Annotated in this window: 1 protein-coding gene; it reads right to left on the bottom strand. The window is 70.2% G+C overall.

Translation table 11 applies throughout. The features are described 5' to 3' along the window. Positions 1-218 (bottom strand): hypothetical protein (locus HW452_RS17500; protein ID WP_224107360.1); only part of this gene is annotated, 218 nt, incomplete at both ends.

Here is a 218-nt window from a genome sequence, read left to right on the forward strand (position 1 = left end):
GCCGCGTTGTCACCGTCCGGGTCGTTGCCCTGGCTGGTCGCCACCGGCTGGCCGGCTTCGGCCGCGCCCTGGATGGCGTCATAAGTGCTGGTCACCTCGACGGTGGGCAGCAAGGCGCTGTCACCCACGGTGGCGGTGTTGTTAGCCGTTAGCCCTTGTGCGTCGGTCACGGTCACGTTCACCGCCGGCAGGTTGCCGCCGCCGTTGACGTGGGCCGC

This window comes from Vreelandella aquamarina (assembly GCF_020075495.1).
Taxonomy (GTDB): Bacteria; Pseudomonadota; Gammaproteobacteria; order Pseudomonadales; family Halomonadaceae; genus Vreelandella; species Vreelandella aquamarina_A.